Origin of the sequence: Catellatospora coxensis (assembly GCF_016862635.1) — a bacterium.
In the GTDB taxonomy this organism is placed as follows: Bacteria; Actinomycetota; Actinomycetes; order Mycobacteriales; family Micromonosporaceae; genus Catellatospora; species Catellatospora coxensis.
On the sequence record NZ_BONI01000016.1, the window covers coordinates 21,924 to 48,765 of the forward strand.

General features: G+C 71.0%; 27 protein-coding genes and 1 pseudogene. 21 read left to right on the top strand and 7 right to left on the bottom strand.

Annotated elements, in window-relative coordinates; translation table 11 throughout:
- Positions 1–53: 53 nt before the first annotated feature.
- From Cco03nite_RS11505 to Cco03nite_RS11515, 3 genes are read left to right on the top strand one after another with little or no spacing between them, the layout of a single operon-like run.
- Entirely contained in the window at positions 54–623 is a 570-nt protein-coding gene (locus Cco03nite_RS11505; protein ID WP_203692041.1) for a TetR/AcrR family transcriptional regulator, read from the top strand.
- Complete coding sequence (locus Cco03nite_RS42835; protein ID WP_203692042.1) at positions 620–1,342, top strand: ABC transporter ATP-binding protein; 723 nt, start codon at positions 620–622, stop codon at positions 1,340–1,342. The genes Cco03nite_RS11505 and Cco03nite_RS42835 overlap by 4 nt, the downstream gene beginning before the upstream one ends.
- Positions 1,339–2,109 carry an ABC transporter permease gene (locus Cco03nite_RS11515; protein WP_203692043.1) on the top strand — a complete coding sequence of 257 codons (771 nt, stop codon included), beginning with the start codon at positions 1,339–1,341 and terminating at the stop codon, positions 2,107–2,109. Before Cco03nite_RS42835 ends, Cco03nite_RS11515 begins: the two co-directional genes overlap by 4 nt.
- A gap of 30 nt (positions 2,110–2,139) precedes the next feature.
- On the opposite strand, the gene Cco03nite_RS11520 is transcribed toward Cco03nite_RS11515, so the two are convergent.
- Complete coding sequence (locus tag Cco03nite_RS11520; RefSeq protein ID WP_203692044.1) at positions 2,140–3,507, bottom strand: hypothetical protein; 1,368 nt, start codon at positions 3,505–3,507, stop codon at positions 2,140–2,142.
- Between the two features lies 1 nt (position 3,508).
- Positions 3,509–4,564: an NAD-dependent epimerase/dehydratase family protein gene (locus tag Cco03nite_RS11525; protein ID WP_203692045.1), complete on the bottom strand. Its 1,056-nt coding sequence runs from the start codon at positions 4,562–4,564 to the stop codon at positions 3,509–3,511.
- 114 nt (positions 4,565–4,678) lie between these two features.
- On the opposite strand from Cco03nite_RS11525, the gene Cco03nite_RS11530 reads away from it, so the two are divergent.
- Genes Cco03nite_RS11530 through Cco03nite_RS11555 form a run of 6 tightly spaced genes read left to right on the top strand, consistent with a single transcriptional unit; the run spans position 4,679 to position 9,014 of the window.
- Positions 4,679–5,332 (top strand): glycosyltransferase family 2 protein, encoded by a 654-nt coding sequence (locus Cco03nite_RS11530; protein ID WP_203692046.1) that lies wholly within the window; start codon positions 4,679–4,681, stop codon positions 5,330–5,332.
- Positions 5,329–5,973, top strand: a complete 645-nt coding sequence (locus Cco03nite_RS11535) for a TIGR04282 family arsenosugar biosynthesis glycosyltransferase (RefSeq protein WP_203692047.1) — start codon at positions 5,329–5,331, stop codon at positions 5,971–5,973. Before Cco03nite_RS11530 ends, Cco03nite_RS11535 begins: the two co-directional genes overlap by 4 nt.
- Positions 5,970–6,614, top strand: coding sequence for a class I SAM-dependent methyltransferase (locus tag Cco03nite_RS11540; RefSeq protein WP_239167301.1), 645 nt, complete (start codon positions 5,970–5,972; stop codon positions 6,612–6,614). The genes Cco03nite_RS11535 and Cco03nite_RS11540 overlap by 4 nt, the downstream gene beginning before the upstream one ends.
- Positions 6,590–7,750, top strand: a complete 1,161-nt coding sequence (locus Cco03nite_RS11545; RefSeq protein WP_203692048.1) for a molybdopterin-dependent oxidoreductase — start codon at positions 6,590–6,592, stop codon at positions 7,748–7,750. Before Cco03nite_RS11540 ends, Cco03nite_RS11545 begins: the two co-directional genes overlap by 25 nt.
- Positions 7,747–8,214: a hypothetical protein gene (locus Cco03nite_RS11550; RefSeq protein ID WP_203692049.1), complete on the top strand. Its 468-nt coding sequence runs from the start codon at positions 7,747–7,749 to the stop codon at positions 8,212–8,214. The genes Cco03nite_RS11545 and Cco03nite_RS11550 overlap by 4 nt, the downstream gene beginning before the upstream one ends.
- Positions 8,211–9,014 carry an S-methyl-5'-thioadenosine phosphorylase gene (locus Cco03nite_RS11555; RefSeq protein WP_203692050.1) on the top strand — a complete coding sequence of 268 codons (804 nt, stop codon included), beginning with the start codon at positions 8,211–8,213 and terminating at the stop codon, positions 9,012–9,014. The genes Cco03nite_RS11550 and Cco03nite_RS11555 overlap by 4 nt, the downstream gene beginning before the upstream one ends.
- A gap of 73 nt (positions 9,015–9,087) precedes the next feature.
- Here Cco03nite_RS11555 and Cco03nite_RS11560 read toward each other — a convergent pair whose 3' ends face one another.
- Complete coding sequence (locus tag Cco03nite_RS11560) at positions 9,088–10,278, bottom strand: cation:proton antiporter (protein WP_239167302.1); 1,191 nt, start codon at positions 10,276–10,278, stop codon at positions 9,088–9,090.
- Positions 10,279–10,281: 3 nt separating this feature from the next.
- Positions 10,282–10,758 carry a cation:proton antiporter regulatory subunit gene (locus tag Cco03nite_RS11565; protein WP_239167303.1) on the bottom strand — a complete coding sequence of 159 codons (477 nt, stop codon included), beginning with the start codon at positions 10,756–10,758 and terminating at the stop codon, positions 10,282–10,284.
- A gap of 254 nt (positions 10,759–11,012) precedes the next feature.
- Between Cco03nite_RS11565 and Cco03nite_RS11570 the strand changes: the two genes are divergently transcribed.
- The 11 genes and pseudogenes from Cco03nite_RS11570 to Cco03nite_RS11620 all read left to right on the top strand — a co-directional run bounded on the left by Cco03nite_RS11570 (position 11,013) and on the right by Cco03nite_RS11620 (position 21,428).
- The gene (locus tag Cco03nite_RS11570) at positions 11,013–11,441 is read left to right on the top strand and encodes an STAS domain-containing protein (protein ID WP_203692051.1); all 429 of its coding nucleotides are present in this window, start codon (positions 11,013–11,015) and stop codon (positions 11,439–11,441) included.
- A gap of 115 nt (positions 11,442–11,556) precedes the next feature.
- Positions 11,557–12,984: an alanine/glycine:cation symporter family protein gene (locus Cco03nite_RS11575; protein ID WP_203692052.1), complete on the top strand. Its 1,428-nt coding sequence runs from the start codon at positions 11,557–11,559 to the stop codon at positions 12,982–12,984.
- A gap of 350 nt (positions 12,985–13,334) precedes the next feature.
- Positions 13,335–14,309, top strand: coding sequence for a calcium/sodium antiporter (locus tag Cco03nite_RS11580; RefSeq protein ID WP_203692053.1), 975 nt, complete (start codon positions 13,335–13,337; stop codon positions 14,307–14,309).
- A gap of 107 nt (positions 14,310–14,416) precedes the next feature.
- The gene (locus tag Cco03nite_RS11585) at positions 14,417–15,340 is read left to right on the top strand and encodes an ABC transporter ATP-binding protein (protein ID WP_239167304.1); all 924 of its coding nucleotides are present in this window, start codon (positions 14,417–14,419) and stop codon (positions 15,338–15,340) included.
- Positions 15,321–16,106 carry an ABC transporter permease subunit gene (locus Cco03nite_RS11590; protein WP_203692055.1) on the top strand — a complete coding sequence of 262 codons (786 nt, stop codon included), beginning with the start codon at positions 15,321–15,323 and terminating at the stop codon, positions 16,104–16,106. Before Cco03nite_RS11585 ends, Cco03nite_RS11590 begins: the two co-directional genes overlap by 20 nt.
- A gap of 65 nt (positions 16,107–16,171) precedes the next feature.
- Positions 16,172–17,233 carry a PucR family transcriptional regulator gene (locus tag Cco03nite_RS11595; protein WP_203692056.1) on the top strand — a complete coding sequence of 354 codons (1,062 nt, stop codon included), beginning with the start codon at positions 16,172–16,174 and terminating at the stop codon, positions 17,231–17,233.
- A 52-nt stretch (positions 17,234–17,285) separates the two neighbouring features.
- Positions 17,286–17,843: a hypothetical protein gene (locus tag Cco03nite_RS11600; protein WP_203692057.1), complete on the top strand. Its 558-nt coding sequence runs from the start codon at positions 17,286–17,288 to the stop codon at positions 17,841–17,843.
- A pseudogene (locus Cco03nite_RS11605) lies at positions 17,732–18,148 on the top strand (potassium channel family protein); the annotation flags it as partial. The gene Cco03nite_RS11600 and the pseudogene Cco03nite_RS11605, both read left to right, overlap by 112 nt.
- A gap of 177 nt (positions 18,149–18,325) precedes the next feature.
- Entirely contained in the window at positions 18,326–19,546 is a 1,221-nt protein-coding gene (locus Cco03nite_RS11610; protein WP_203692058.1) for a cation:proton antiporter, read from the top strand.
- 176 nt (positions 19,547–19,722) lie between these two features.
- Positions 19,723–20,145: a CBS domain-containing protein gene (locus Cco03nite_RS11615; RefSeq protein WP_239167305.1), complete on the top strand. Its 423-nt coding sequence runs from the start codon at positions 19,723–19,725 to the stop codon at positions 20,143–20,145.
- On the top strand, positions 20,142–21,428 hold the full coding sequence (locus Cco03nite_RS11620; protein WP_203692060.1) for an ArsB/NhaD family transporter: 1,287 nt from the start codon (positions 20,142–20,144) through the stop codon (positions 21,426–21,428). Before Cco03nite_RS11615 ends, Cco03nite_RS11620 begins: the two co-directional genes overlap by 4 nt.
- 30 nt (positions 21,429–21,458) lie before the next feature.
- Here Cco03nite_RS11620 and Cco03nite_RS11625 read toward each other — a convergent pair whose 3' ends face one another.
- Positions 21,459–21,899, bottom strand: coding sequence for a CBS domain-containing protein (locus tag Cco03nite_RS11625; RefSeq protein WP_203692061.1), 441 nt, complete (start codon positions 21,897–21,899; stop codon positions 21,459–21,461).
- A 155-nt stretch (positions 21,900–22,054) separates the two neighbouring features.
- Between Cco03nite_RS11625 and nhaA the strand changes: the two genes are divergently transcribed.
- Positions 22,055–23,368 (top strand): Na+/H+ antiporter NhaA, encoded by a 1,314-nt coding sequence (gene nhaA, locus Cco03nite_RS11630; protein ID WP_203692062.1) that lies wholly within the window; start codon positions 22,055–22,057, stop codon positions 23,366–23,368.
- 62 nt (positions 23,369–23,430) lie between these two features.
- On the opposite strand, the gene Cco03nite_RS11635 is transcribed toward nhaA, so the two are convergent.
- Together Cco03nite_RS11635 and Cco03nite_RS11640 are read right to left on the bottom strand one after the other, a co-directional pair.
- Entirely contained in the window at positions 23,431–23,781 is a 351-nt protein-coding gene (locus Cco03nite_RS11635; protein ID WP_203692063.1) for a hypothetical protein, read from the bottom strand.
- 238 nt (positions 23,782–24,019) lie between these two features.
- Positions 24,020–26,632: a CHAP domain-containing protein gene (locus Cco03nite_RS11640; RefSeq protein ID WP_203692064.1), complete on the bottom strand. Its 2,613-nt coding sequence runs from the start codon at positions 26,630–26,632 to the stop codon at positions 24,020–24,022.
- Positions 26,633–26,842: the final 210 nt, after the last annotated feature.

Below are 26,842 nucleotides of genomic sequence, written 5' to 3' on the forward strand. Positions count from 1 at the left end.
CACTCCCGCGACCGCCCTTGCCCTGAACAAATGTTAGTGGCTAACATTTAGTGGTGAGCGACAACGACCAACGGCTCGGACGGCTTGCCCGCACGCGTGCACGGCTGCAGGAGTGCGCCCTGGACCTGTTCGAACGGCAGGGCTACGACCAGACGACCGCGGCGCAGATCGCCGGCGCCGCCGGGGTCACCGAGATGACGTTCTTCCGCCACTTCGCCACCAAGGACCGGCTCGTCGTCGAGGACCCCTACGACCCGCTGATCGCCGACGCCGTCGCCGCCCAACCCCGCGGCCTGCCGCCACTGACCCGCGCCGTAGGCGGACTGCGCGCCGCCTGGGCCCGGCTGCCCGAACCCGCAAGCGACGACGTCCGTCGCCGCGTCCGCATCGCCGCGGCCACCCCATCGCTGCGGGCCGCGATCGCCGCGAACAACGCCGCCACCGAGCAGATCCTGGTCGAGCAGCTCGTCGGCGACGGAGCCGATCCCGACGCCGCGAGCGTGGCGGCGGCCGCGGTGCTGGCCGGTATCACCGCGGCGCTGCTGCGGTGGTCGCAGCGTGACGGCGCCGCCCTGGCCGACGCGGTGTCCGCCGCCCTCGACACGCTCGAGGCCCGCCGATGACCGGCGCGCTTATCGAAGCCCGCGGACTGACCCGCCGGTTCCCGGGCGGCGCCGGAATCGGCGGCATCGACCTCGACGTCGCCGCCGGCGAGATCCACGCGCTGGTCGGGCTCAACGGTGCGGGCAAGACCACGCTCATGCGGGTGCTGCTGGGCATGCTGCGCCCGGACGAAGGCGACGTCCGCATCGCCGGCTGCGCCCTGGCCGAGACCGATTGGGCCCAGGTGGGTCACCTGGTCGAAGCACCGCTCGCCTACGCCGAACTCGACGGACGAGCCAACCTCCTGCTCGCGGCGCGCCTGCACGCCGTGCCGAAGGCCAAAGCCGCGCAACAGGTCGAGGCGGTCCTGACAGAGCTCAACCTCGGGGCCTACGCCACCGTGCGAGCCCGTCGCATGTCGCTGGGCAACCGCCAGCGCCTCGGCCTGGCCGCCACCCTGCAGCACCACCCGCACGTCATCGTCCTCGACGAGCCCACCAACGCCCTCGACCCCGCCGGAGTCATCGCACTGCGCGAAGCACTGCTGCGCCGCGCAGCCGCGGGAGCCGCCATCCTGGTGTCCAGCCACCACCTCGACGAGGTCGCCCGCGTCGCCCACCGGATCACCGTCATCAACGGCGGCCGCGTCATCGGCGCACTCGACCCGCACGGTGCCGACCTCGAACGCGCCTTCTTCGCCCTCGTCCACGCCGACGACACCCACCGGAGCACGTCATGAGCATGCGCTTGCTGGCGGCAGCCGTCGCCGTCGAAGCCCGCAAGGCAACCGCGTCACGCGTACTGACCAGCACCGCAGTACTGCTCGTCGCGGGTGTGGCCGCACTCGCCGCCGCCACCACGGCCGCCGCGACCGGCGGCAACCCGCAGCTGACGGCCAAACTCGGTCCGATCGCCGCCGCGGGCGGCTGGCCCGGCGTGCTCAACGTCGCCACGCAGGTCACCGCCGCTGCCGGGCTGCTGGCCTGCGGGGTCGCACTGAGCTGGATGTTCGGCCGCGAGTTCGCCGACGGCACCATCACCGGCCTGTTCGCCATCCCCATCAGCCGACCCACCCTCGCCCTGGCTAAACTCATCGTGTACTTGATCTGGGCCGGCGCCGTCGCGACCGCGGTGACCATCGCCGTCACCGCAGTCGGCCTCGCCACCATCGGACATCTGCCCAGCGCTGACGGGTGGGCCGGCCTCTGTCGGCTGCTCGCCCTGACCGTGATGACCGCCGCGCTCGCCGTCCCCGCGGCGTGGGCGGCCACCGTCGGGCGCGGACTACTGCCCGCCATCGCCGTGACAGTCGGCCTCATGGCCGTCACCCAGATCGTCGTCGTCGCCGGCGCCACCGGCGGCTGGTTCCCACCCGCGGCACCGGCGCTTTGGGCACTGGCACCGGACACGGTCGGCCCGGTCCAACTCCTAGTCGCCGCGAGCCTGCCGGTCACCTTCTGCCTGCTGACGCTGCGCTCCTGGCATCGCCTGCAACTCGACCGCTGACCGGCGACACAGAGTGCCGCCGCGGCCACCTCACCAGATCGTCAGGAGAAGGTGGTTGACGACCAGAGCGGCCGCGGTGCCCGCGGCGAGCCAGCCTCGCCAGGACGGGACCGGGAGAAGTGCCGCTCCAGCGGGTATCCAGACGGCGAAGGGCAGCCAGATGCGTTCGACTTCGGCCTTGCTGAGCCCGGAGATGTCTGCGACGGCCACCGACAGCAGCGCGGCGGCGGGCAGCAGCACGTACGGGGCTCGGCTCGGCAGGGCGGTGATCACACGCCGGGCGACCACGGCGGCCAGTGGCCCGGCCGACAGCAGGAATGCGGCAAGGTTCGCCATCACCCAGTATCCGTAGCTGCGCTCCGATGCGATGCCCTGGTAGTAGCGCTGCACCACGAGGTGGTAGCCGTCGAGCCACCAGAACCCGGCCGCGGTGAAGCCCACGACGGTCAGCACGCCCGCTGCCGCAGCGATGCCGAGCACCGGCCCGGCGGCCGGGGCTCTGCCGCCCCGGCACGCGCAGACGATGACCGCGACGGCCAGCGGCGCGATCAGCACCAGGCCGTAGGACAGGTAGCAGGAGAATGCCAGCAGCGTGCCCGCCGCCACGGCGCCCCCAGCTGCGGCCGATCTGCGGCGGGTCGTCAGCGCGACCGCGAGCAGGGCGAGCGCGGTGCTGGTGAGTCCGGCGAACAGTCCGTCGGCCGAGACGCCGACCCAGACTGCGCCGGGTAGCAGCACCAGGAACGGCATGCTCGCGCGGGCGGCGTGTTCGTCGCCGAGCGCCCGTAGTGTCACGGGCACCGCGACGGCGGCCGCTGCACCCGCCAGCACGCAGACGACTGCGGCGGGACCGCCGCCGCCGAGGCCGATGCGGTCGAGCCAGACGAACATCAGCAGGGCGCCCGGCGGGTGGCCGGAGACGTGGGTGGTCCACGAGTCGGGCTGGAAGTCGAGGATGCGGTCGGTGAATCCGTGCAGCATGGCGGGGATGTCGGTGACGCCTGGCACCTCGGTGAGGTATTCGGCCTGGGCGGTCAGGCGTCCGGCCAGCCCGACCCGCCACCCGTCGATCAAGGCGAGGCTGAGTGTCCAGACCGCCGCGGCGGTGTAGCAGGCGATCAGCAGACGCCGCCAGGGCATGGAGGCCGCGAGGCGGGCGCCGTGCAGCAGCACCGCTGCGGCCACGGTCAGTGCCGCGGGCGTGCCGGGGCCCAGGTGCGGGTGCCACAGCGCGTACAGGGGCGCGGTCTGCGCCTGCACCGGTGAGCCGGTGAGGTTGAGTGCCGCGCCGGCGACGACGGCGGTGATGAGCAGGACGGCGGCAGCCGCGGCGGCGATGCGGTCGGCGCGGGGGAAGGCCTGCTCGGTGCGGGTGGTGGGCGGGTGGGCGGTGAGCATGTCAGGCCCGCAGTGGTGCGGTGGCGAACTCGGCTAGCCCGGTAGCCGGTGGCACGGTCGCGGTGAAGCCGAGTTCGTCGTGGGCGCGGCGTGGGGAGGCGACGATGTGGCGCACGTCGCCGGCCCGGAACGCCCCGGTGACGCGCGGTGCGGGTCCGGCCATCGCGCAGGCGAGGGTCGTGGCCATGTCCGCGACGGTCTGCGGCCGGCCGGAGGCGATGTTGTAGGCGCGGATGCCCGGCGTGTCGCGGTCGTCGAGGGCGTGCAGGGCGGCGAGGTTGGCGGCGGCGACGTCGTGGACGTGGACGAAGTCACGCCGCTGCCCGCCGTCCTCGTAGACCTGCGGGGCCGCGCCTCGCTCCAGAGCGGACCGGAAGATCGCGGCGACGCCGGAGTAGGGGGTGTCGCGTGGCATGCCGGGACCGTAGACGTTGTGGTAGCGCAGCGCGGTGGCGTTCGCGCCTGACTCCCTGGCCCAGGCGTCGGCGAGGTGTTCCTGGGCGAGTTTGGTCGCGGCGTACACGCTGCGGGGTTCGAGGCGGTCGTCCTCGTCGACGACGCCGGGGCGCAGCGGTGAGTCGCAGCGCGGGCAGCGTGGTTCGAACCGTCCGGCGCTCAGGTCGTCGCGCCGCCGGGCTGTGGGCCGGACCGGACCGTGCTCGTCGCAGGCGTAGGCGCCTTCGCCGTAGACGACCATGGAGCTGGCCAGCACGAGACGGCGGATGCTGTGGCGGGCCATGCCGGCCAGCAGCACGGCGGTGCCCAGGTCGTTGCATCCTACGTATTCGGGCAGGTCGGCGAGGTCGACGCCCATGCCTACCATCGCGGCCTGGTGCACGACGGCGTCGACGCCGTCCAGCGCGGCGTCGACGGTGTCGCGGTCGCGGACGTCGCCCAACCGGACGGTGACACCGTCGAGATCGGCGGCGGGCCGCTCGCCGCGGTGGGCGGCCGGGTGGAGGCTGTCCAGCACGGACACGTCATGTCCGGCGGCGGCCAGCGCGGCGACGACGTGGGACCCGATGAAGCCGGCTCCGCCGGTGACGAGTACTCGCATGACCAGACAACCTAGGCGGGCATCGGGCCGTCACGGTGCGGCGTTCGTAATTCGTAAGGACTTGTCAGCGTTTGATAATAATTTGGACCCGCGCCCGGCCTTAGGGTCGAGATCATGATTGATGTGGTGTTGCCGTGCCTCAACGAGGCAGCGGCGCTGCCCGCGGTCCTGTCCGGGCTGCCGCCAGGCTACCGCGCCATCGTCGCCGACAACGGCTCCACCGACGGCTCCGCGCAGGTCGCGCTCGGCTACGGCGCGCAGGTGGTGACCGTGCCGCAGCGCGGCTTCGGCGCCGCCGCGCACGCGGGACTGCTGGCCGCCACCGCCGATGTGGTCTGCTTCGCCGACGCTGACGGCTCCTTCGACCTGCGCCAGCTGCCGCTGGTCGCCGACCCGGTGGCCGCCGGCGAAGCCGACCTCGTGCTCGGACGGCGACGCCCGAGCAGTCCCGGCGCCTGGCCCGCTCACGCCCGGATGGCCAACGCGCTGCTGGCCTGGCGGCTGCGCACCAGCCTGCGGCTGCCCATCCACGACCTCGGCCCCATGCGTGCCGCCCGCAGGCAGGCGCTGCTGTCGCTCGGACTGCGCGACCGGCGCTTCGGATACCCGCTGGAGATGATCGTCAACGCGGCCCGTGCGGGCTGGCGGGTGACCGAGACCGACGTGCGCTACGCCCCCCGCGCGGCCGGAACCCGGTCCAAGGTGACCGGCACCGTCGTCGGGACCGCCCGTGCCGTACGCGACATGTCCAAGGTGCTCGCCCGGTGAGCGCCCAGCTGCTCGTCATCGCCAAAGCGCCGGTGCCCGGCCGGGTGAAGACCCGCCTGTGCCCGCCTTGTACCCCGCGGCAGGCCGCCGACCTGGCCGCAGCCGCCCTCGCCGACACCCTCGACGCCGTCACTGACGCCCCCGCCCGCAGGCGGGTCCTCGTCCTCGACGGCGACCATCCCGCCCCCGACGGGTGGACGACCCTGCCGCAGCGCGGCGTGGGGCTCGGGCAGCGCCTGACCAACGCATTCGCCGACAGCGCCCTGCCAGGCGTCGGCTCGGTGCTGGTCGGGATGGACACCCCGCAGCTGACCCCGCCCCTGCTCGCCGCCGCGGCGCGAGCGCTCGACGCCGTTGACGCGACCATCGGGCCGGCCGACGACGGCGGCTGGTGGCTGCTGGCGCTGCGCGATCCCCGCCATGCCGCAATCCTGTCCGAGGTGCCCATGTCGACCCCCGACACGTGTGCCGCCACGCTCGATGCGCTGCACCGGCTCGGCCTGCGGGTGACCCGCCTGCAATCGCTGCGCGACGTCGACACGGCCACCGACGCGCTGGCCGTTGCCGCGGCACACCCGCACGGCCGGTTCGCCGCCACCGTGCGGGCGCATCTGCCCGTCCTGACCGGAGCAACCCGTTGACCAGCGCGCTGGCCGTGTACGCCGGAGCGCTGCGGCGCGCCGAGCGCGGCGGTGACGGCGCGCTGCGGCTGGTCGACCCGTCCGGGCGCCTGCTACGCCGCCTCGACACCGCCGCCTGGCACGGCGACACCGTTCCCGGCGACCACGGCATGCTCGACCGCTGCACGGGGCCGACCCTCGACGTGGGCTGCGGTCCGGGACGGCTGGCCGCCGCACTCGCCCGCCGCGGCGTGCCCGCCCTCGGCATCGACGTCAGCGCCACTGCGGTGCGGCTGGCCCGCTCGCGTGGCGCCCGAGCCGTCGTCCACGATGTCTTCACACCGCTGTCCGCACCTGCCCGCTGGAGCGGCGCGCTGCTGGCCGACGGCAACATCGGCATCGGCGGCGACCCGGCCCGCCTGCTGCGCCGCTGCCGCGACCTGCTCGAACCCGGCGGCACCATCGTCGCCGAGGTCGAACCGCCCGGCGTACGCGGCTGGCGCGGCGCGGTGTCGCTCACCGACACCCGCCACAGCAGCGACACGTTCCCCTGGGCGGTCGTCGGGGCTGACGAGCTCCCGCCGCTGGCGGAGCAGGCCGGGTTGCGGCCGGCCGAGACCTGGAGCGAGGAGGGCCGATGGTTCGCCTGCCTGAGCCGCTGACCCGCCTGCACCCGACCCGCCTGTCGCGGCTGTTCACGTCACGGCTGCGCTCTCCGCAGCTGACCAGCCGGCTCGGCATGCTGCTGGGTGCGGCCGTCGCGGTATGCTTCGCGACCGGCTACCTCAGCCACGCCATCCAGCACCCGCCCGCCTGGTTCTACTGGCCGTCCAGGCCGGTGAACCTTTACCGGATCACCCAGGGCCTGCACGTGGCCACCGGCCTCGCGATCGTGCCGCTGCTGGCCGTCAAGCTGTGGTCGGTCTACCCCAAGCTGTTCCGCTGGCCGCCGTTTCGCGACGCCGCCCACGCCGTCGAGCGGCTCAGCCTGTTCCTGCTCGTCGCCGCGGCACTGTTCCAGGTCACCACCGGCATCCTCAACATCGCCCTGTGGTACTCCCCGATGAGCTTCTTCTTCACCACCGCCCACTACTGGACCGCGTGGATCCTGGCCGGCGCATTGCTGATCCACATCGGCGTCAAGCTGCCGGTCGTGCGCCGCGCGCTCGCCGCCCCCAGCCGGCGCCCGACCGAAGCTGCCGGCTTGAGCAGGCGCGGGCTGCTGACCGCGGTCGCCTCCGCCATCGGTGTGATCACCGTCGCCACCGTCGGGCAGACGCTGCGGCCACTGGCCGGGATCTCAGTGCTGGGCCCGCGCGATCCGCGGGTCGGGCCGCAGGGCCTGCCCGTCAACAAGACCGCGGCCGGCGCGGGTGTCACCACCGCGGCCGCCGGCCCCGGCTACCGGCTCGAGGTCGTCGGCCCCAGCGGCATCCTGCGTCTGAGCCTGGGCGACCTCGCCGCGCTCCCCCAGCACACGGCACAACTGCCCATCACCTGTGTGGAGGGCTGGAGCGCCACCGCGACCTGGACCGGGGTGCGCATCCGGGACCTGGCCGCGGCCGTCGGCGGACAGCCCGGCGCGAGCGTACGCGTCGAATCGCTCGAACGGGGCAGCCCCTACAGCACGTCGACGCTGCCCCCACCGCACGCCGACGACCCCCTCACCCTGCTCGCCCTGACCGTAAACGGCGAACCGCTGGACCTCGACCACGGCCACCCGTGCCGTCTGATCGCCCCGAACCGGCCCGGCGTACTGCAGACCAAGTGGGTCTCCCGAGTGCAGGTGCTGACGTGACCGGCCACGGCACCACCTCTCGGACCACGACCTGGCTGCAGCGCCTGCTCGTCGCCGGTGGCGTGCTGGCCGCCGGCTACGGCGTCGCCGGCCTGGTCACCGACCCCAGCGTCGCCAAACAGCCATACCTGCGCTACACCCTGACCGTCCTGCTCGGGCACGACCTGCTCGTCATGCCGCTGGCAATCCTGATCGGCCTGCTCGCCACCCGGTGGCTGCCGCAGTGGGCGCGGCCCGCCGTGCAGGGCGCGCTGCTGGTCACCGCGACGCTCACCGCCGTCGCGCTGCCGCTCGTACTCGGGTACGGCCGCCGCCCCGACGACCCCTCGGCCCTGCCCCGCGACTACCACCGCGGCTACCTCATCGCCGTCGCCGCCATCTGGCTCACCACCGCCACGCTGCTCGCCCTGCGTGCCGCCCGCAGCCGCCGCACATCCGCAACCCAGCATCAGGAGGAGACATGAACAGCACCGCAGACGTCGCCGTCATCGGCGGCTCCGGCCTCTACAGCCTGCTCGACGACGCGCACGAGGCACAGCTCGACACCCCCTACGGCCCGCCCTCCGACCCGATCACGGTCGGCGAGGTCGCCGGACGCCGAGTCGCGTTCCTGCCCCGCCACGGCCGCGACCACCGCCACCCACCCCACCTGATCCCCTACCGCGCCAACCTGTGGGCACTGCGGGCGCTCGGAGCCCGGCAGATCCTCGCACCCTGCGCCGTCGGCGGCCTGCGTCCCGACCTCGGCGCCGGCACTTTCGTCCTGCCCGACCAGCTCATCGACCGCACCAGCGGACGCGAGCGCACCTATGTCGACTCCGGCGCGGTGCACGTCAACTTCGCCGACCCCTACTGCCCCGCCGGACGCGACACCGTGCGCGCCACCGCCGGGGCTACCGGGCTGGCGCTCATCCCGACCGGGACCATGGTCGTCGTCGACGGGCCCCGCTTCTCCACCCGCGCCGAGTCCCGCTGGTACGCCGCCGCCGGCGGCACCGTCATCAACATGACCGGCGCCCCCGAAGCAGCGCTGGCCCGCGAACTGGCGCTGTGCTACACCACCGTCGCCCTGGTCACCGACCTCGACGCCGGCGTCGAAGGCGAGCACGGCGTCACCCAGGAGGAGGTCTTCCGCGTCTTCAAGGACAACACCGAGCTAATGCGCACCCTGCTGCTCGCCGCGATCGCGAACCTACCCACAGAGCGCACCTGCCCGTGCCCGAACACGCTGGACGGCTTGCACCCCGGGTACGCACTCCCCTGACCTACACGACCCGGCCGAGTCGGCGGCTCGTCGCATCGCCGAATCGTTCGGATACGCGGCCGACGGTGGTGGCTCAACCACTCGCCCGCCCACCGGACTCGGCCCGGGTCGCCGCGGCCGGCCTCGGCGCCGGGACGCGGTCGGCCAGGCGCGTCGCCAGCGGTCCGACGACAGCCAGCACGATGACATAGGCCGCGGCGAAAGCGCTGAGCTGGCCCGGCTGCGCTGTGGCGAGGAGGCTGGCTATGACCAGTGAGAACTCCCCGCGGGCGATCAGCACGGTGCCGGCGCGAAGCCGTCCGCGGCGCGCGGCTCCGTCGCGGGCGGCGGCGTACCAACCTGTGACGACCTTCGTTGCGGCGGTCACGGCGGCCAGCGCGAGTACGGCGGGCAGGACCGGGACTATGTCACGTGGATTGATGGCCAGGCCGATGGCCAGGAAGAACACGGCGGCGAACAGGTCGCGCAGCGGTGCGACGACACGACGGGTGCGGTCGGCGACCTGGCCGGTGAGCGCCAGGCCAACCAGGAACGCACCCACCGCGGCGGAGGCCTGCATCAGTTCGGTGATCCCGGCGACGAGCAGGGTGAGGCTGAGCACCCGCAGCAGAAGAAGTTCGGGATCGTCGGTGTCGACGATCCTGGCCAGGGGCCCGCCGAGGCGGTGGGTGGCGGCGAAGGCGAGGCTGAGCGCGCCGACGGCCGCCGCGACGCTGAGTGCGGCCTGCCACCAGGCGCCACCGGCGGCCAGCACTGCCAGCAGCGGCAGGAAGGCCGCCATCGCGACGTCCTCGAGAACCAGCACCGACAACACCGCGGGTGTCTCCCTGTTGGCAAGCCGCCGCAGGTCCTCGAGCAGCCGTGCGACGATCCCCGACGAGGAGACCCAGGTGATGCCGCCCATGGCCAGGGCACCGATCCAGCCGAGCCCGAGCAGCCAACCGGCGACCGCACCCGGTGCGGCGTTGAGCGCGAAGTCGACGCAGGCCGACGGGACGTGGCGGCGGGCGCTGGCGGTGAACTCACCGACGGTGAACTCCAGGCCGAGGGTCAGCAGCAGCAGGATGACGCCGATGGACGCGCCTGTGGTCACGAACGCGCCCGCGGCAGGCACCGGGGCGATGCCGCCCGGGCCGAGCGCGAGTCCGGCGAGCAGGTACAGCGGGACCGGGGAGTAGCCGAAGCGGCGGGCCAGCGCGCCCAGTGTGGCGAGCGCTGCCAGGACGATGCCCAGTTCGATCAGCAGGGCCGAGGATCCGTGCATCGGTCAGCCGCTGATGATGGACTGGACCCCGGCGATGCCTTCGTGGGTGCCGATGACCACCAGGATGTCGCCGGGCTGCAGGACCTCGTCCGGGCGCGGCGAAGCCACGACGGTGTCGTCGCGGACGACGGCGACGATCGACGCGCCGGTCAGGGTGCGGGCACGGGTGTCGCCCAGGGCCCGTCCGGCGTACGGCGAGGCTGCGGTGACGGGCACCTGCCCTGCGCCGAGGCCGGGAATCTCCTTGGTCAGGTCGGCGAAGCGTTCGGCGATGCGTGGTGCGCCGAGCACCTCGGCGACGACCTCGGCCTCCTCCGCGTCCAGGCGCCACAGCGGTCTCGGCGCGTCGGGGTCGTCGCCGTAGTCCATGAACTCGACGTCGCCGCTGCGGCGGGTGACGACGGCGAACCGCTCGCCGCGGGCGGTGGTGAAGTCGTAACGCACCCCGACCCCGGGAAGAAGCACTTCGGTGACCTCCACCTGCGTCATCATCACCGAGCAGCGGGCTGGAGGTGGCCAGAACCGCAGTTGTTCGGCCATCGACCGACGCCGTGGGGCGGACCGGCACTTGGCCTTGGTGACGGTGTGGCGCGGCGGCAGGGCCTGTTGCCGTCGAGTTCACCTTGGTCTTATCGTGGCCTCGGCGTGCCGGGAAGTCTGGTCGGCGGGATGGGAACTTGCGATCGTCAGGAGACGATGGTGCTTGTACGCCGCCGCTGGCTGAGAGTCGACAGATGAGTGATGATCTTCATATCCGGCTGAGCGTTGACGGCGGGTCGTGGCGTTTGATCCTGCACGGCGATGTCGATCACCTTGCCGGTGACACGCTGCGGCGTGTCGCGCAGGCCGTCCTGCTGACGCGGCGCATTGCGCAACTGGTCGTCGATCTCAAAGGTGTGACATCCGTCGATGACGAAGGTGTTGCGGCCATCGCGGATTGCGGACGCCGGGCCGGCGATCAGGGTATCGACTTCCAGCTGGTCAATCTATCCAGGGTGATGCTTGCGGACCTGTTCGAGCGTGCTGGCACTTCGCCGGCTTCTCCGGGTTCACAGCGGCGAAGACGAGGTCCTCGCGCAAGGACGTCCTTCAGCTTCGGTGGCCTGCGGCCGCCAAGCCGCCCTCTTGCCAGACAACAGCGGGGGCAGCGAACGCGCCCTTGACCGGCCGGCCTATCCGCCTCCGGATCGGCCACCACGGCAAATTACTCATCTCTGGACATGTTCTAACGCTGGTGGCCGATAATCGAGCTGATCTCGAACGGCCGGAGGCGGCGCCGTGGACTTCATCCAGCAGTCACTGATCGACCCGCTCAGCCGGTTCCTGTGGAACTACGTGCTCATCTACGTGCTCATCGGGGCCGGGCTCTATTTCACAGTCCGCACCCGGTTCGTGCAGTTCCGGATGTTCGGCCAGATGATCACGGCGGTGCGCGGTTCGCGCGACGAGCGGTCCGGCGTGTCGCCGTTCCAGGCGTTCTGCGTCGGGCTGGCCTCACGCGTCGGCACGGGAAACATCGCCGGCGTCGCGATCGCCCTGACCCTGGGCGGGCCGGGCGCGATCTTCTGGATGTGGGTCGTCGGGCTGGTGGGGATGGCGACCGCGTTCGTGGAGTCGTCGCTGGCGCAGCTGTACAAGGTGCGCGGGCCCGACGGTGCGTTCCGGGGCGGACCGGCAACCTACATCCAGCGCGGCCTGGGCTCTCGCGGCTGGGGCGCGGTGTTCGCCGTCCTGCTGATCTTCACGTTCGGGATCGCGTTCAACATGGTCCAGGCCAACACGATCGTCGACGTGGTCGCCAGCCTGCGCTCCGGCGGCGGGCCGGAGCTCGTCGCGCTGGTCCTGGTTGTGCTCACCGCCCCGGTGATCTTCGGCGGCATCCGCCGCATCGCCCGCGTCGCCGAATACGTCGTGCCGGTGATGGCCGCGGTCTACATCCTGCTCGCCCTTGCCGTCGTGCTGCTCAACCTCGGCGAGGTGCCAGGCATGCTGGCCACGATCGTCAGGTCGGCGTCCGGCCTGGACCCGGCTGCCGCCGGATTGGCCGGCGGGCTCAGCGCCGCGCTGCTCAACGGCGCGAAACGGGGACTGTTCTCCAACGAGGCCGGCATGGGCAGCGCACCCAACGCCGCCGCCACCGCGACCACCAGCCACCCAGCCCGGCAGGGTCTGATCCAGTCGCTGGGCGTCTTCGTCGACACCATCGTCATCTGCACCGCCACCGCGTTCATGATCATGCTGGGTGGCGACGACGTCTACCGGCCCGGCCAGCCCTCAGCCGACACCGGCGCGTCGCTGACCCAGGCCGCCGTGTCGGCACAGTTCGGCGGCTGGAGCACCTGGCTGATGGCCGGGCTGGTGACCGTGTTCGCGTTCTCGTCGATCCTCGGCAACACCTCCTACGCCCTGGTCAACCTCGACTTCCTACGAGCGGGCCGCGGATTGGAGATCGCGTTCCGGGTCGTAGTGCTGGCGGCGGTGGCCTTGGGTTCGGTGCTGGCGCTGCAGGCGGTGTGGGACTTCGCCGACGTCGCCATGGCACTCATGGCGCTGGTCAACCTCACCGCAATCGTGCTGCTCGGCCGGTGGGCGTTCGGCCTGTTGCACGACTTCGAAGACAGCCTGCGCGCAGGCACCGAACCCGCCTTCGTCGCCTCGGACAATCCCCACCTTCCCGGGCGGCTGCACACCGACGTATGGCCATGAGCCGCACCTGGCACGTCCCGTATGCGACGGCGGCGAAAACTTGTCCCGCCATCTCACGGCCGGTGCTCGGCCGGCGCGTTCCGGCCGGCAAGCGCGGACCCGTCGGCGCCGACAGCCGTGACCTGCGCCCCTCCGACCGACACGCCGGGTTCCCAGAAGACGAACAGGTCGCCACCGCGCAGGCCTGCTCGACGCCCGAGCCTCGACAGCCGGGCCCTCCCCGCCACAGGATCTGCCGGTGACGCCTGTTCGCCGGGCGGCGGGCGTGCGCTACGGTGTGGGCCGGTGTGCCGGGAAGTCTGGTCGGCGAGCAGGTCCCACGTCGTCTACCAGGCCGAGGAGCCCACCCCATGCCCATGCAGATCCTGCTTGCCGTCGCCGGCCTGGTGCTGCTGACCTTCGCTGCCGACCATCTCGTGCTCGGCTCGTCGCGGCTGGCCACCCGGCTGCGCATCAGCCCGGTCGTCGTCGGCGTCGTGGTCATCGGCCTGGGCACCAGCGCACCGGAGTTCCTGGTTTCGGCGCTGGCCGCCGCACGTGGCGACACCGGCATCGCGGTCGGCAACATCGTCGGGTCGAACATCCTGAACCTGACGCTGATCCTCGGCATCGCGGCGCTGATCACACCGTTCGCGGTCGACTCGAAGGTCATTCGGCGCGAGGTGCCGCTCGCGGTCGGATCAGTGCTCGTTTTCGCCGTTCTGGCCTACGCAGGACTGTCGCCGCAGACCGCGATCCTGCTGGCCGTCTGCGCCGCAGCTGCGCTGTTCGTCCTCGTCCGCTGGGCCAGGGGCAGCGGCAATCAGGAACTGACCGCCGAGGTCGCCGAGTTCGAGGCCGAAGGCGGCGCCGTGGTAGTCGCGCCTGCCAAGCAGGCCCCGGCCTGGTTCGAGCCGGTGCGCACCGTACTGGGCCTGGCCGGCGTCCTGGGCGGCGCGCAACTGCTGGTCGCCAACGCCTCCGCGATCGCCGAGCAGCTCGGCGTCCCCCAGATCATCATCGGGTTCACCCTCGTCGCGCTCGGCACGTCACTGCCGGAGCTGGTCACCACCATCCAGGCGCAACGGCGGGGCGAGACCGACCTGGTCGTCGGCAACCTGTTCGGCAGCAACCTGTTCAACAGCCTCGCCGGCGGCGCGTTCATCGGCTTCGCCGCCGGCTCCGACAACGTCGCACACGCGTCGGTGGTGCTGCTGACCGCGATGGTGTTCACCGCCCTGCTGGCCTGGGCGCTGCTACGCCGAGGACTGCGCCTGACCCGGCCCGACGGCACCGTCCTGCTCGCCGTCTACGCCCTGACCCTGCCGCTGCTGCTCACCTCCTGAGCAGCAGCGCAACGGCCACGTTGCCGACATCCGGCAGTGTGGCCCCGCCGAAGTCGGCCGAGTCTCGACCTGGAACCCACACCGGGAGCAAGCAGATGCTGTGGAGCATGACAGACGACATCGCCGTACGAGCCGAGGACTTGACCAAGTTCTACGGCACCCGACGCGGCATCGAAGGCCTCGACCTCGAGGTCCGCACCGGGGAGGTGATGGGCTTCCTGGGCCCCAACGGGGCCGGCAAGACCACCACCATCCGGCTGCTGCTGGACTTCCTGCGCCCCACCCGCGGCCACGCCACCGTGCTCGGCATGGACCCCCGCCGTGACAAAGCGACCCTGCACGCCCAAATCGGCTACTTGCCCGGCGAGCTGGCGTTCCCCGGTCGGGAGAAGGCCGCCGACCTGCTGAAGTTCTTCGCCGACTCCCGAGGCGGGGTCGCCTGGCAGACCGTCACCGGCCTGGCGGAGCGCCTGGAGCTGGACCTGTCGCGGCCGATCCACACCCTGTCCAAGGGCAACAAGCAGAAGGTCGGCCTGGTCCAGGCGTTCATGCACTCCCCCGCGCTGCTGATCCTCGACGAGCCCACCAGCGGCCTGGACCCCCTCATGCAGCAGGAGTTCCTGGCACTGGTCCGCGAGGCCCGCGCCGCCGGCCAGACGGTGTTCATGTCCTCGCACGTGCTCGCCGAGGTACAGCAGACCGCCGACAGGGTGGCGATCGTCCGCGACGGGCACCTCGCGGCCGTCGAGCGGGTCGAGTCGCTGGGTCGGCGCGCCGTGCGCACCGTCGAGATCCACTTCGACGGGCCGGTCGACGCCGCCGAGTTCGCGGCGCTGCCCGGCGTCAGCGACGTGACCGCGTCCGGGCCGGTGCTGCGCTGCACCGTCGACGGCCGCCTCGACCCGCTGATCAAGGCAGCCGCCCGGCACGACGTCGTAGACCTGCTCTCGGCCGAACCCGACCTCGAAGAGACGTTCCTCAGCTTCTACTACCACTCCGAAGGAGCAGGCGATGTCGCCGCTGGTGCGTAAGACCTGGCGCGACGACCGCCGCGCCATCATCGGCTGGGCGCTGGGCATCGCCGCGTTCACGACCATCTACACCTCGTTCTACGCCAGCTTCGCCGGCGCCGCGCAGCTCAAGGACGACGCGCTGCCCGAGGGCATGAAGAACTTCCTGTCCGTGCAGGACATGACCTCCCCTGCCGGATACCTGCAGGCGACCGTCTACAGCCTCGTCGGGCCGCTGCTGGTCGTGATGGCCGCGCTGGTCCTCACGGTGCGCACCATTCCCCGGCCCGAAGAGGACGGTGGCATCGAACTGCTGATGGTCAACCCGCTGTCCCGGCGGGCGTTCGCCGCTCAGCGGCTGCTGGCCACGTTCATCGGTGTCACTGCGCTGGCCGCCATCCCCGGTGTGCTGGTGCTGGCGATCGCGCCCGGCGTCGGCATCGACGTGCCCGCCGGCAACATCGCTTCGGCATCGGTCGGGCTGGTCGGGCTGGCCTGGTGCTACCTGGGCATCACCTTCGCCGTCGGCGCGGCCACCGGCCGGCGCGGCCTGGCTCTCGCCGTCGGCGGCGGCCTCGCGGTGACCGGATACATCCTGCGTGGCATCTCCGGGATCATCGACGGCGGCGACTGGCTGAAGTGGCTGTCGCCGTTCCACTACTTCATCGGCACCGACCCCCTGCACACCGGCTGGCACCCGGCCCACCTGCTCGCGCTGGTGGCGGTCGGCGTCGTCGGAGCGGCAGCCGGAATCGTCATGTTCGACCGCCGCGACGTAGGCGTCTGAAGCGGACCGGTAGGGGCGGCCCTGCCCCTACCGGTCGGCTCGACCTCCAGCCGACAGGACACGCGATGCCACCCACACCTCCCACCTGGCTGACCGAAGCCTGCGAACGCGTGGTCAGCTCCGGCGCCCGCTCCGACGAGGTTCACGCCGACGCCTCGGCGCTGGGCACGGCAGCGGCTGCGGGTTCGCTGACGGTCGCCGACACCGTGGACGCGCTCCTGCAGGCCGCGGCCGCCCACTGGCTCGCCACGGCTGCGCCGGAAACCTCAGCGGCAGGGCTCGACCTGCTCACCCGGCTTCGGAAGGTCACCGCAGCCGTCCTCGACGGCTACCACCGCAGCGCCCACGACGAAGCCAACCAGCGCGACTCCGACCGCGCCGCGTTCGTCGACGACCTGCTCGCGCCGCACACCGACCCTGGACGGCTCGCCGCCGGCGCCCAGCGCTACGGCATCCGCCTGTCCGGCCGGCACACCGTCATCGTCGCCCGCGTGCCGGCCTCTGTCGGAAACCTCGTACACATCCTCGATGAGACCTTGGCGGCACGATTCGGCGGCGCCAACATCCTCACCACCGCCCGCGACGGCGAGCTGATCTGCGTCTGCGCCGGCGGGCTGCGCGGTGTGCCCGCCGAACTGGCCCGGCACCTGCAGTCCCATTTCAGCACCGGGTGGCAGGTCGCGGTCGGCCGCACCCACCACGGCCTGTCCGGCCTGGCCACGTCACTGGACGAAGCACGCAACGCCCTGCACCTGGCAGACCGTCTGGGGTTTTCCGCGCCGGTGCTGCACGCCTCGGACCTGCTGGTGTTTCCCGTGCTGCTGCGTGACCGCGACGCGATCACCGACCTGGTCACCACGGTGCTGGGGCCGTTGACCGGCGCCCGCGGCGGCGCCGAGCACTACCTGGACACGCTGGCTGCCCTGTTCGACAACGAGGGCAACCACACCGCCACCGCTCGGCAGCTGCACATCAGCGTCCGCGCGGTCACCTACCGCCTCGACCGCATCCACGCGCTCACTGGATACCACCCCGGGGAGCCCACCCAGCGGTTCACGCTGCACACCGCTGTACTCGGCGCGCGGCTGCTCGGCTGGCCCGCCGATCCGGAGTATCCCAGCGCCTGACCCGGCTGCGCGACCTGCGGAGATCCCAGCAATGATCAGGTACGGTGCACGGATGCCTACGACCTCTGCGGTCCTGCGCCGGCTTGAGCCCGTCCACGTCGCGCTGGCCGTGCTGTGGGTCGTCGGCATGACCGTGGCGGCTTCTGCGAGGCGCTCCGATGGCACCGCTCACGTCGTGGCCCTGCTGGTTTGGGCCGCAGCTGGCCTCTCGCTGCTGTATCTGGCGACCCTGTCCGCGTCGGTCCGGGTGACGCCTACCCACCTGCAGATCATTAATCCTTTCCAGCAGCACCTCATCCCCCGACAGCTCGCCGCAGGCGTCGAAGTCGGGGCCAGCCCAATTCCGCGCTTGCTCGTCGAGGGCGGCCAGGCGATCCGTCTCGTAGTGCTCGACCGCAACGTCCCGCCCAGCCGCAACGTACAGGCACCGAGCCGCCGCCAGGCACAGCTCATCATGCGCATGATCGCCGACGTGCCGCTCAAGGAGTACACTGCCCGCTCGACGCCGAGCGCGCCCATCCCGCCACGAACATCGACACCTACCCCGACGCGCTGTGGTGGGCGGTGGTCACCATCACCACCGTCGGCTACGGAGATCACTACCCGGTGACTCCGACCGGCCAGCTCGTGGCACTGATCCTCATGATCAGCGGTATTGGCCTCATCGGTTTCGTCACCGGCTCACTGGCCAGCTGGATCGTCGAACGGATCGCGGTCGCCGAGAACACCGCCCGCGACGCGACCAAGGACGACATCGCCCAGGTGCTCGCTGAAATAGGCAACCTCAGGCATGAGGTCGCACAACTTCGCGAGCAGCTCGAAGCCCGGCCAGGGTCACCGGCCGGGTCGTTCGCGGCCGAGGAGCCCGCGTCCCGGCACGGTCCAGTGCAAGACGGATGTACGCCCGTCACCTGATGCCCGAGCACACGTGCCAGCCCAGCCACATAGGCGTAGATCGCCCCGTAGCAGGCCCGAAAGCGCCTGAACGCCCTCCACCCACCCGGCGGCAAGCCCCAGTCCGGCAGCAGCGGCAGCATCGCAGCGGCCCGCTCGCAGCCTCGCCGGCACCAGCCCGATTGTCAGGAGTTCCACATGTTGCTGCTGTGCTTCGCCGCCGTGTTGCTGGCAGCGGTGCTGCTGTCCAGCCTGGCCCACCGCACCATCCTGTCCACAGCGGTGCTGTTCCTGGTCGCGGGGTTCGTGCTCGGCCCCGGCGCCCTCGGCGTGCTCGACCTGACCGCCGAGTCGCCGATCGTGGCGACTTTGGCGGAGCTGGCGCTGTTCGCGGTGCTGTTCTCCGACGGCATGCGCGTCGGCTGGGCCGACCTGCGCAGCGCGTGGAAGCTGCCCGGCCGTGCGCTGGGCTGGGGTCTGCCCTTGACCCTGCTGATCACCGCGCTGCTGGCCCACTACGTCGCCGGGCTGGCGTGGCCGCAAGCGCTGCTGTTAGGCGCGATCCTTGCCCCGACCGACCCGGTGTTCGCCGCCGCCCTGGTCGGCAACGACAAGGTCCCTGCCCGGCTACGCCACCTGCTCAACGTCGAGTCCGGTGTCAACGACGGCCTGGCGCTACCCTTCGTGATCCTGTTCCTGGCCGTCGCCGCGGGATCCGACGACCTGCATCTGGGCGAGCTCGGCACCGAACTCGCTCTGGGCGTGGCGATCGGCGTGGCCGTGCCGTGGCTGGCGCTGTGGCTGGAACGGCGCCGCTTCTTCTCCGCCTCCACCCAGTACGAGCCGCTCAACGCGATCGCTATCGGCCTGCTCGTCCTGGCGCTGGGCTACGCCACCCACGCCAACCTGTTCCTGGCCGCGTTCGCCGCAGGCATCACCGTGGCCACCTTCGGACCCCGGCAGCGCGAGGCGTTCGAGCACTTCGGCGAGCTCATCTCCGAGCTGCTGAAACTTGCCGCGCTGCTGGTGTTCGGTGCCTTGATCTCGGTGCAGTTCCTCGGCGAGATCCCCTGGACGGGGTGGGTCTTCGCGGTGCTGGCGCTGGTCGCCGCCAGGCCGGTCGCGCTGTGGCTGTCGTTCCTGCGCTCGGGGCTGTCCCTGCGGGAGCAGGCCGCAGCGATGTGGTTCGGCCCGAAGGGATTCGCCTCGGTCGTCTACGGCCTGCTCGTCCTGGAAGCCGCCATCCCCGGCGCCGACGACGTCTTCCACCTGGTGGCCCTCACCATCGTGCTGTCGGTCCTGGCGCACTCCTCCACCGACATCCTGGTCGCCAGGACTTTCGAACGTGCCGGAGGCGGCTGGCGCGGTGCACTCAAGGCGATGGCCACTCCCAAACCCGCACCTGAGGAACGGGCATGAGACCGCGGATGGTGCCACGCCTGGCCGTAGCGGACCGCGATGCGGTACGCGACCGAGGTTTGATCTCGCAGTGTCATCTCGGATAGGGTCTGGGCCAGGAGCGCCGGGAAGTCTGGTCGGCAACAACATCGTCGACCTCGGAAACGGACCCTCCCGTGCGTGCTGCCGATCTTCTCGTGCCCTGGCCCAGTGTCACCCTCGACACCCCTGCCATCGAGGCCGCCAAAACCCTTGCCGACGCCGATCTGCCTGGCCTGATCGTCGTCAACGGACAGGGGGCTCCGTTCGCGGTGCTGCCCGGCACCCAGGTGCTGCGCCTGGCGGTGCCGTCCTACTGCCAGGACGACCCGCTGCTGGCGCGGATGGTCGACGAGGCCGCCGCCGACGTGTTCATCCGCGAACTCGGTGACCGCACCGTGCGGGAGCTGCTTGCGCCGCAGCCGTCGGAGCTGCCCGTGGTGGCGTCCGACGCGACGGCGCTGGAGATCGCGGCGTTGATGGCGCGCACCCGCAGCCCGCTGGTCGCCGTCATGGAAGACGGTCGGCTGCTGGGCGCGGTGACCCTGCACGGCCTGCTCGACCGGGTGATGCCCGCATGAGCGTGCAGGCGTGGCTGGCGGTGGCGGTGTTCGCTGTCGCGTACGTGTTCATCGCGACCGAGTGGATCCACCGGGTCGCCGTCGCGCTCGGCGGTGCGGTGGCGATGCTGCTGATCGGCGCGACCGACGCCGAGCACGCGTTCTTCTCCGAAGAGTCGGGCATCGACTGGAACGTCATCTTCCTGCTGATCGGCATGATGCTGATCGTGGCGGTGCTGCGCCGTACGGGCCTGTTCGAGTATCTGGCGATCTGGTCGGTCAAGCGGGCCGGCGGGCGGCCGTACCCGGTGATGGTGATCCTGGTGCTGATCACCGCCGTGGCGTCGGCGGGCCTGGACAACGTGACGACGGTGCTGCTGGTCGCGCCGGTGACGCTGTTCGTGTGCGACAAGCTCGGGCTGCCGGCGGCGCCGTTCCTGATCGCCGAGGTGATGGCGTCCAACATCGGCGGCGCGGCCACGCTGATCGGCGACCCGCCGAACATCATCATCGCGAGCAAGTCCGGTTTGACGTTCAACGACTTCCTCAACGTCATGGGCCCGATCGTGCTGGTCCTGCTGGTGGTGTTCCTCGGGTTGTGCCGGTGGCTGTTCCGTGACGCGTTCCGCCACGACAGTGCCAAGGTCGCCGCGGTGATGGCGATGCGTGAACGGGAGGCGATCCGCGACCCGCGGCTGCTGATGATCAGTCTGGTGTTCCTCGCGGCGGTGCTGGGTGCGTTCATGCTGCACTCGGCGCTTCATCTGGAGCCGTCGGTGGTGGCGATGGTCGGCGGCCTGATGCTGCTGGCCGCCTCGCGGCTCGACCCGGACGAGGTCGCCAAGGACGTCGAGTGGCACACCCTCGTCTTCTTCGCCGGGCTGTTCATCATGGTCGGCGCGCTCGTGCACACGGGGGTCATCGGGCAGCTGTCCCAGGCCGCGACGGAGGCGGTCGAGGGCAAGCTGTGGGGCGCGACGGTGCTGCTGGTCGGGGCCTCGGCCGTGCTGTCGGCGATCGTCGACAACATCCCGTACGTCGCCACGATGAGCCCGATCGTCGCCGACCTGGTCAAGGCCGACGGCACGCCGCAGGGCAACGTACTGTGGTGGGCCCTAGCCCTCGGCGCCGATCTGGGCGGCAACGCGACCGCGATCGGCGCGTCGGCCAACGTCGTCGTGCTCGGCATCGCCGAACGCGCCGGCAAGAAGATCAGCTTCTGGGAGTTCACGAAGTACGGCCTGGTCGTCACCGTGATCACGGTGGCGATCTGCATTCCGTACCTGTGGCTGCGCTTCTTCTGAGCCGCGGCGTCGCGGGATGCCGGCACGGTGTCAGGCGTGCACGAGGTCTCGCATGACCGCGTGCAGGCTCACCGCACCGTGCAGGACTCCGTCGTCGATGACCGCGACCAGTTCGCTGCCGGTGGACGCCATCAATGACGCGATCTCCAGCGCGGTGGCGTCGGAGGTGACGGCGACCAGGCGGGGTGCGGTCTCGCCCAGGCACTGCCCGACGTTTCTGCAGGTGAGCACGTCGGCGAGCGCGGCGGGAGTGTCCGCGGCTATCTGCGCCAGGATCGGGTCTTCCAGGCAGTAGGGCGGCACCGCCAGCTGGAGCACCCGTGCTCCGGGCAGAACCCGTAGGGGGCGTCCGGCGTCGTCGACGATGACGACGCCCAGCAACCCGCGTTCGGCGACACGTGTGATGACCTCGATCACCGGTGTGGCCAGTGTGACGGTCGGGCAGGCGGTGGCCAGATCACGTGCGCGCATGGGGTGCCCCCTCCAAGCCGCGTAGCTTAGCCGCCAGGTTAGCGCAGCTCAGGGTACGGATCTGCGGCCCGGCACCGGGGATTTCTTGGGTACGGTGGTGGTGGAGTGCCGGGAAGCCTGGTCGGCGGACATCGGTGACGAACGGAAGGAATCGCATGGACCCGTCGACCCGCAAGGTTGTGATCTTCGGAAGGGGCTCCTGGTCCGAGCGCCGCCGGCTGGCGGACATTCTGCGGCTGGAGACCGTGGGCGGCGCCCTGCTGCTGGCCGCGGCCGTCGTGGCGCTGATCTGGGCCAACTCTCCCTGGGCCGCGTCATATGAGGCGGTGCGTGCCTACGAGGTCGGCCCGGCCGGCCTGCACCTGCACCTTCCGCTGGGCGTGTGGGCCGCCGACGGGCTCTTGGCGATCTTCTTCTTCGTCGCCGGGCTCGAACTGAAGCGAGAGTTCGTCGCCGGTGACCTGCGCGAGCCGAGCCGCGCGGTGGTCCCGATAGCGGCCGCCGCCGGCGGCGTGCTCCTCCCGGCGCTCATCTACACGATGGTCAACCGCGGCGATCCCGCCGCGTTGCGGGGCTGGGCGATCCCCACCGCAACCGACATCGCCTTCGCGCTGGCGGTGCTGGCCGTCGTCGGCCGCAACCTGCCATCGGCGCTGCGCACGTTCCTGCTCACCCTCGCCGTCGTCGACGACCTCATCGCCATCGTCATCATCGCCATCGTGTACACCCAGCAGTTGCTGGTGCTGCCGCTGCTGGCCGCGCTGGTGCCGCTGGCGCTGTTCGGCGTCCTCGTGCAGCGCCGATGCCGCACGCCATGGCTGCTGGTGCCACTGGCCTTCACCACGTGGACGCTCGTGCACTCCTCGGGCGTCCATGCCACCGTGGCCGGAGTGCTGCTGGCCTTCACGGTGCCCGTGCGGCCCCGCAACGGCGAACCCGACGCCGACGATCCCGGCCTGGCCGGGCACTTCGAGCACCGCCTCCGCCCGGTGTCGGCCGGATTCGCCGTTCCGGTCTTCGCCCTGCTCACCGCCGGAGTCACGATCGGCGGGCTCAGCGGCCTGACCACCGCCCTGTCCTCACCGGTCGCGGTCGGGATCACCGCCGGGCTGGTGCTCGGCAAGACCATCGGCGTACTGCTGGCAACGGTGCTGGTCGCCCGGTTCACCGCCGCCAGGCTCGACGAAGGGCTCGCCTGGACAGATGTGCTCGGCCTGGCCATGCTCGCGGGCATCGGCTTCACCGTGTCGCTGCTCATCGGTGAGCTGTCGTTCGGCCCCGGCACCGAGACCGCCACCCAGGCCACCATCGCCGTACTGGCCGGATCGGTCTGCGCCGCGGTGCTCGCCGCGGTCGTGTTGCGGTTCCGCGACCGCGCCTATCGCCGTATCGCCGAGGCGGAAGCAGCCGACGCCGATCACGATGGCATCCCCGACGTCTACGCCGTGCGTGACGACCACGTCCGATAGGCCCCGGTGGCCGGCTCTTCCGTGCCTGAGCACGGCAACGGGCCGGGTTGGCCGGTGTCCGGTCACTCGTCGGGAGAGGCGGGTCGTCCGGGGCGGTGGAGCAGGTCCTCGATCTCGCGGTCCAGTGCCGCGTCGTCGCGTACGTGGCGCAGCCACCGCTGACCCAGCCCCAGGCCGAACGCTGCCAGCAGCACCGAAAGGTGCCAGCCGGTGGTGGTGCCGTCGAGCATCGGGAAGCCGTGCCGGTCGGCGAGCAGCGCCTCGAACAGCACGAAGCCGATTGTCGTGGTGAACGCGCTCGTGCGGGTGTCGGCGACGACGGCGGCGAACGCGGCGACGGCCACCGCGATCACGACCAGCTGCGCCGTGGTGTCGTCGGTGACCACGGCAGCCAGGATGGTGACCGCAGCCATCGCCGCTGCGCCGTGTCTGCAGCCGACGCCGGAGGGCGTCCACCTCACGTGCGCGTATCGCGGCCAGAGTGTCATCAGTCTGGGCTCCTGCCCTGGGCACGGGCGCGAGGGATTCGGTTCACCAGGGTCAGCCCGATGCTAGCGCGTGAAGCGGCAGAACTCACGTCTCGGCGCTCGGTCACGTGCGCAGCGCTGCCGCGGCGGGGCCCTACCCCCGTGTGCAGGGCCCCGGCGCGGGTCACTCCGCGACGACGATCATGTGGCCTTGGCCGGGGATGCCGTCCATGTTCGTCATGCTGTACATCTCGCTCGCGGTGGCCAGGTAGTGGTCGTCACGGGCGGGGTCCCACAGCACGAACTTGTCGATGCTGTAGACGCCGTTGCCGTTGTCGATGCCGGCGTAGCCCTGCACTACCAGGTAGTGCATGGTGTACGTGTCGTCGTTGTCCCACCACGGGATGTCCTTGGCCTGCACGACGATCGCGGCGGGCTGGCCCCGGTCGACCGACCCGGCGAGCTTGTTCATGACCAGCTTCCACTTGTCGCTGCCCGCGCCTTCGGCCGCATAGTCGTGGTAGACGTAGTCCAAGACCCCGGACTTCCCGGCCAGTTCGGCGTTGAGCACGTCACGCACGTCCCACGGGTTGGTGCCCAGCGAGTCGGTGCCGAGCTTCGCGGCGTAGTCGGCCTGGCTGCCCAGCGGGCTCTTGCCCAGCGACTTGAGGATGGCCTGGGTCGCGGTCGGGCCGCACCAGGTGCCGGTCTGCTGCTCCTCACCGTCGACGTTCATGGTGGCCAGCCGCAGGGTGTGCCTCCAGCCGCCGTTGATCTCGATGTCGGTGCGCAGCGTAGCGACCCGGCCGCTGGTCGAGACGAATCCCGGCCCGTCGCAGGATCTGTCGCCGGCGTAGTACGCGGCCTGGCATGTCTGCAGCGTCAGCGTGCCGGTCGCGTCGATCATCGTGAGTTTGCCCCGGATGACGGCGGAGGTGCTCAGCGGCTGCGTGTACAGGTGCGGCTTGACGGTGCTGCCGGAGTACTCCAGGCAGCCGGTGTAGACCACGCCCGGGTACGACGACACGGCGCAGATCTCCTCGTCGGTGTCCAGGCCGTCGTTCTCGGCGTCCTGGTCGGAGACGAGGTTGGTGCCCCATTTCTTGTCCGTGGTCGGGTCGGCGACCGGCGCGACGACGGCGTAGATGTTGTCGTAGGTGTGCACGCCGGCGGGGCTGGACGGGTTGAACGGGCCGACCTTCTTGACGGTGTTGCCGTAGTTGCCCTCGATGGTGGTGATCCGGCCGTCGGGCAGCACGTCGACGACGACGCCGATGTGCTTGCTGGAGTAGTAGTCGTAGCCGTACAGCACGACGTCACCGGGACGGATGTTGGTCTTGGAGCGCAGCAGGCCCTTGTTGCGGCCCCAGGTTTCGAAGCTGCCCGAGTACGGGAAGTACACGTCGATGCCCGCCTGCTGCCAGGTCCACGACGCGAACATCGAGCACCACGGGTCGCCGCACTTGACGGCGCCGTGGTAGCCGTACGGGTTGCAGTTGTCGCCCCACTCGTCGGTGCCGAGCTGGCTGTAGGCGGCGTTGACGATCGCCGAGCGGATGTTCGCCGAGGCGACGCTGCCCGGGTTCGGCGTGGACGGCACGGTCGGGTTGCCCGGCCCGCCGGTCGGCTTGGGGTCGCTGTCGCAGCGCGGCAGGATGATGTCCACCGAGCCGGTCGAGACGTAGAAGTCCGCGACCCACAGCCCGTCGCTGGTCTTGTCCCAGACCGCCGAGCCGCCGTAGTTGAACTCGCCGTAGGCCTGGCAGGTGATGGTGATGTAGCTGCCACCGGCGTACTTGTCGGCGACGCTGCCGGAGGACAGGCTCTTGCCGTAGTAGCCGTTGAGGGTCGTCTTGGCCAGGAAGCGGTTGCCGCCGCCGCCGGAGGGCCCGTCGCTGTCGCACTGGCGCATCACCAGGCCGGACGATCCGGTGATGACGTAGAAGTCGGCGATCCACAGCCCGTCGCTGGTCAGGTCCCAGACCGCCGAGCCGCCGTAGTTGACCTGCCCGTAAGCCTGGCACATGACGGTGACGTAAGAGCCCTCGCGGTACTTGTCGGTGACGCTGCCCGAGGTCAGGCTCTTCTCGAAGTAGCCGTTGAGGGTCGTGCGGACCTTGAACTGGGTGCCGCCGCTGTGGTTGGTGCCGCTGCCGCCGCTGATGCCCAGCGACGAACACAGCGGCACCCCGCTGATGCGGCCGCTGGTGCCGGTGGTGACGTAGGCGTCGGGCACCCAGTACCCGTCGGTGGTGTAGATCCACAGCGTGGAGCCGCCGGTGCTGACACCGTAGTCCTGGCAGCGCACGTACAGGGAGCTGCCGTCGGGGTAGGCGTCGACGCGGATGCGGTCGGCCGGGTCGGCGCTGCCGCGGCCGTCGATGGCGAACTTCACCGGGTACGGCCCGGAGTTGGAGCCGCCGGTCGTCGGGGTGCCGTTGATGCCGATGGACAGGCAGCGTGGCACGCCGGCGACGAAGCCGCTGGTGCCGGTGCGGATGTAGGCGTCGGGGATCCAGTAGCCCTCGCGGGTGTAGTCCCAGATGGTGCTGCCGCCGGCGGACAGGCCGGTGTCCTGGCAGCGTACATAGACCTGCTCACCCGTGGTGTACAGATCGGTCGCGGTGCGGTTGTTCGGGTCCATGCTGCCGCGGCCGTCGATCGCCGTGGTGGCCGGGTACGGGCCGTACAGCGGGAAGGTCGGATCGGCCTGTGCGGGGGACGCGATCGCCACGGCGGCGGCCAGTGCCAGGCAGGCACTGACCGTGGTGGCGAGCACGCGTTGCAGTGCGCGCAACGGTGTTGCTCCGTTTCGGGGGGTGGTGCGATCAGGGCGCCGTCGCCCATTTGATCATCAGACCGCAGCACCGTATCCTGATGAGACCGATCATGGAAACCTTGTGCGTATTTTTCATGACCTCGACATAAATGATGGACATTAATCGCACCGGGGTTCGCACTGGCCGTTCTCACCGCTCCGGCGTAACGCGGGGCGTTGGGCTGTCAC

Coding starts and splice junctions, on each gene's coding strand:
- Cco03nite_RS42835 (WP_203692042.1), top strand. CDS start 620: ATGACCGGCGCGCTTATCGAAGCCCGCGGACTGACCCGCCGGTTCCCG.
- Cco03nite_RS11515 (WP_203692043.1), top strand. CDS start 1,339: ATGAGCATGCGCTTGCTGGCGGCAGCCGTCGCCGTCGAAGCCCGCAAG.
- Cco03nite_RS11520 (WP_203692044.1), bottom strand. CDS start 3,507: ATGCTCACCGCCCACCCGCCCACCACCCGCACCGAGCAGGCCTTCCCC.
- Cco03nite_RS11525 (WP_203692045.1), bottom strand. CDS start 4,564: ATGCGAGTACTCGTCACCGGCGGAGCCGGCTTCATCGGGTCCCACGTC.
- Cco03nite_RS11530 (WP_203692046.1), top strand. CDS start 4,679: ATGATTGATGTGGTGTTGCCGTGCCTCAACGAGGCAGCGGCGCTGCCC.
- Cco03nite_RS11545 (WP_203692048.1), top strand. CDS start 6,590: ATGGTTCGCCTGCCTGAGCCGCTGACCCGCCTGCACCCGACCCGCCTG.
- Cco03nite_RS11555 (WP_203692050.1), top strand. CDS start 8,211: ATGAACAGCACCGCAGACGTCGCCGTCATCGGCGGCTCCGGCCTCTAC.
- Cco03nite_RS11560 (WP_239167302.1), bottom strand. CDS start 10,278: ATGCACGGATCCTCGGCCCTGCTGATCGAACTGGGCATCGTCCTGGCA.
- Cco03nite_RS11570 (WP_203692051.1), top strand. CDS start 11,013: ATGAGTGATGATCTTCATATCCGGCTGAGCGTTGACGGCGGGTCGTGG.
- Cco03nite_RS11580 (WP_203692053.1), top strand. CDS start 13,335: ATGCCCATGCAGATCCTGCTTGCCGTCGCCGGCCTGGTGCTGCTGACC.
- Cco03nite_RS11585 (WP_239167304.1), top strand. CDS start 14,417: ATGACAGACGACATCGCCGTACGAGCCGAGGACTTGACCAAGTTCTAC.
- Cco03nite_RS11590 (WP_203692055.1), top strand. CDS start 15,321: ATGTCGCCGCTGGTGCGTAAGACCTGGCGCGACGACCGCCGCGCCATC.
- Cco03nite_RS11595 (WP_203692056.1), top strand. CDS start 16,172: ATGCCACCCACACCTCCCACCTGGCTGACCGAAGCCTGCGAACGCGTG.
- Cco03nite_RS11600 (WP_203692057.1), top strand. CDS start 17,286: ATGCCTACGACCTCTGCGGTCCTGCGCCGGCTTGAGCCCGTCCACGTC.
- Cco03nite_RS11610 (WP_203692058.1), top strand. CDS start 18,326: ATGTTGCTGCTGTGCTTCGCCGCCGTGTTGCTGGCAGCGGTGCTGCTG.
- Cco03nite_RS11620 (WP_203692060.1), top strand. CDS start 20,142: ATGAGCGTGCAGGCGTGGCTGGCGGTGGCGGTGTTCGCTGTCGCGTAC.
- Cco03nite_RS11625 (WP_203692061.1), bottom strand. CDS start 21,899: ATGCGCGCACGTGATCTGGCCACCGCCTGCCCGACCGTCACACTGGCC.
- nhaA (WP_203692062.1), top strand. CDS start 22,055: ATGGACCCGTCGACCCGCAAGGTTGTGATCTTCGGAAGGGGCTCCTGG.
- Cco03nite_RS11635 (WP_203692063.1), bottom strand. CDS start 23,781: ATGGCTGCGGTCACCATCCTGGCTGCCGTGGTCACCGACGACACCACG.